The organism is Streptomyces europaeiscabiei (assembly GCF_001550375.1).
Lineage (GTDB): Bacteria > Actinomycetota > Actinomycetes > Streptomycetales > Streptomycetaceae > Streptomyces > Streptomyces europaeiscabiei.
The window spans coordinates 1-3,425 of record NZ_LRTR01000027.1 but is presented as its reverse complement, the minus strand read 5'-3'; the positions used below and the strand labels follow the sequence as shown (position 1 = coordinate 3,425).

The following is a 3,425-nucleotide window of genomic DNA, read 5'->3' as shown; positions in this document are numbered from 1 at the left end:
GTCGGCGGGCCGGAGCGGGGCGGGGCTCGGCGAGGCGGTGTACGAGGAGGCGTGCGGCCTTGGCCGCGTGGTCGCGCAGCCCGGACTCACCGGTGGTCCGCGCCAGCTCGTCGAGCACCAGGCCGAGCCCGGCCAGACCGCCGCGCAGGTCGGACGACAGCTTGTGCCACTTCTCGGCGAGGATCTGCTCGACCAGGTCCAGGGCCCGCTGCCGGTGGCCGAGCCGCGCCAGGGTATGGGCGACACCCGCGAGACCGTCGTACAGGCCGAGCGGGGTCCCGATCGGCACCGGGTCGCAGTGGTCGAGGAGCCAGCGCTCGCCCTCCTCGTACCGTTCCGCGCCGACCTCCGCGAGCGCGTAGAGGACGCCCGCCGCGCCGTGTGCGAGGCCGAGTCCGCCGCCGTCGGAGAACTGGGCGACGTCCCCCGGGAAGAGCCGGTCGTCACGCTCCGGCGTGGCCGACGCCAGGATCGCCTTGACCATCGAGTCACGGCTGTACGGCCAGTCCCCGGGCTCGGCGAGGGACCAGCCACCCGGCAGGCCACGAGCCCCCTCCGCACGTGCCCCAGCCCCCTCCACCCCGGCCGGCGGGTGCTCGGCGGCGGCACCGCTCGCCCGGGTGATCTCCGCGACCGCCTCGTCGAGGAACTCGCGCGGCACCCCCGGGAACTGCTCCGCGATCACCGAGGCCAGATGTGCGGCCTTCCCCCGTTCCACCACGAACAGGGACGTGACCGGCAGGAACAGCGCGAGGCGCAGACACGCCAGGGCGTAGCGGTCGACGTCCGGGCCGGTGCGCTCCGGGGGTGCCAGGAAGCCCGGGTGGGCGACGATCTGGCGGCCGTTCTCCTCGGCGGGCGCCGCCGCCTCGAAGTCCAGCAGGGACACCGACCGCTCGTCGGGCGCGACCATGATGTTGAAGACGTGCAGGTCGTTGAAGACGATCCCGCGCGAGTGCACCGCCTCGACCGCCTCCTCGACGGCCCGGTGGATGTGCAACGCCCAGGCCGTGTACGCGGCGACCGCGTCCGGCGCGGGATCCGAGGCCAGCAGGGGGTGCCGTTCGGCGACGCACGAGTTGAGCGGGCGGCCCTCGACGAAGTCCATGACGAGGAAGCGGTGGTCGCCGAGCGTGAACCAGTCACGCACCTCGGGCACGACCCCCAGCCCGGCCAGCCGCTCCAGCGCGTCCTTCTCCCGCTCCAGCCGGGTCACCGCGTCGGCCCCGTCGGCGGCCAGCCCGGCGTGCGGCCGCCCCTCCTTGAGGACGACCCGGCGGCCGTCACGGGTGTCGGTGCCGACGTACACCCCGCCGCCGTTGGAGAAGTGCAGCGCCTTCTCGATGCGGTACGGCAGATCGCCGACCGTGGTCGTGTTGCGCGCCGCCAGCTGCGGTTCCAGGAACGCGGGCAGGGTCACCCAGTCGGGGACGTGGAAGGTCGGCTTCCGCTGGTCCGGCACCAGGGTGCCCGCTCCGTCGCGGACGGCCGGGACGAGGGTGCCGCGCTCGTCGACGACGAAGGAGCGGGCGAACGCGCCGTAGCGGACGTACAGCGGTCCTTCGTTCCAGCGCAGGTCGGTGAGGATGTACGGCCCGTCGAGGCCGTCGAGGAGTTCGCCCAGCTCACGCAGGACGAGGTGGAGCCGGTCCTCGTCGGCCGGGTAGACCGTGACGAACTTGCCGCTGGTGTCGCGGGCCGCGTACTTGGCGTTGCGCAGATGCAGCAGATGCGGGCCCGGCACGAACTTGAACGGGATCCGCCGGGGCACGCAGTAGTCCCACACGATCGCCGCGATCCGGTCCGCGTTCGCCCGGGTGGCGGAGGCGTGCACCTTCCATCCCTGGGTGGGTCCGGGACGGGGCCGCCCGCCGTCGTCGACCGGGGTCAGCGTCAGCCAGTCCCCGATCCGGGCGGCCCGCCAGCCCTCGGGAACCGCACGCCCGGCCGTCTCGTAGCCGGGCGCCGCCGTGCCGGCGCGGTCACCGGCCGAGAGCCGGTCCGGTGTCTCGTAGAAGTGTCTGTCGGCGAGCGCGTACGCCTCGTACCGCTTGTCCATACGGGTTCCCCCGGGTCCTGTGCCATCGCCCCCTGGGCCAAGTGATGACGAGCCTTCCAGCCCGCCGGAGCGCCCGACAGTCACGGCTGTCACCAGTGACCCGTCACGCCTGTCACGCGCTCACCGTGCGGAACGCACGAGTAAAGATCTGTTCGGTGCCTTTCGAACCAGGACGGTGCGAAGCGGGGCCCCGGCCTCGCGGAACGGTCCCAGGGGCTGCGCGAGTGGGCCGGAAGCGCTGTAATTGCGGACGTGGTCAGTGCAGGCGCTGCGGAACGCGGAACGAGGACGCTGCGTGCCGAACTCGCGCTCAAGTCGCTCGGCGGCGACCTCGATCCCCACGCGCGGCTGCACGCCATCCTCGAACAGGTGCTCGTGTTCACGAGTGCGACCGTCGCCGCCGTGTACCTCCCGAACCGCGAGGGCGACGCCATGTCCCTGGCCGGCGAGGCCGGCGTACCGAGGAGCCTGTACGGGCTGCGCGACACCTACCCGGCCACGGGGACCGATCCGGTCGCCGAGGCATGCCGTTCGGGCCGGCCGCGCTGGCTCGTCTCCGGCGATCTCCAGCAGGACGCCGACGTCCGCCGCGCACACGCCGAGGGCTTCTCGCTGGGCGTGCTGCCGCTGCGCGAGCGCGGCTGCCTCGTCGCCGTCGGCGACGGCACGGACGCCTTCGACGCCGAGGACCGGCACTGCCTGGATCTGCTCGCCGAGGCGGTCACCAGCGCAGCCCCCGCCCCGCCCACCGGGCTCGGCGCCTCGTTCGACCTGGCCATGGACACCGGGCGGGTCGAGGTCGACGACAAGCTGCTGGAGCTGTTCGGCATGGGCCCGGACGACTTCGACGGCCGGGTCGAGACCCTGATCGCGCTGACCGTGCCCGAGGACCTGCCCGCCCTGATGTCCGTCGTGGAGGCGGACCACATGTCCATCGGCGACCGGGAGCTGGAGTTCCGCATCCTGCAGCCCTCCGGCGAGCAGAAGTGGCTCAGGCTGCGGGGCCGGATCCTGCCCGGCGGTGAGGACCGGCCCGCCCGTCTCGTCGGCACCGTCGCCGACGCCTCCACCCTGCGCACCGGCCGCGGTGACGTGGCCCGCATCCAGCGCCTCGCCGCCGCCCTGGCCACCGCCGGTACCGTCCGTGACGTCAGCCAGGCCGTGGTGACCGCGCTGCGCAAGCCGCTCCGGGCCGACCGGATCGCCCTCGCCGAGCTGGAGGGCGACCGCCTCGTCGTCACCGTCCTCGACCCGCCGCAGCCGGAGATCTGGCCCGAGGTGTGGCGCTCCGAGTGGCGCTCCGAGTGGCCGGACGCGCCGGTGCGCACCATGCCGACCCTCGCCACCGCGCTCCGTGAGGGACGCG

The 3,425-nt window shown here is 73.7% G+C and carries 2 protein-coding genes; one reads left to right on the top strand and one right to left on the bottom strand.

The window, feature by feature from the left end; genetic code table 11:
• A partial coding sequence (gene lanKC / locus AWZ10_RS01075; protein ID WP_060890208.1) for a class III lanthionine synthetase LanKC occupies positions 1-2,059 on the bottom strand: 2,059 nt, incomplete at its 3' end.
• 252 nt (positions 2,060-2,311) lie between these two features.
• On the opposite strand from lanKC, the gene AWZ10_RS01070 reads away from it, so the two are divergent.
• On the top strand, positions 2,312-3,425 hold a 1,114-nt coding region (locus tag AWZ10_RS01070; protein WP_159058190.1), incomplete at its 3' end, for a PAS domain-containing protein.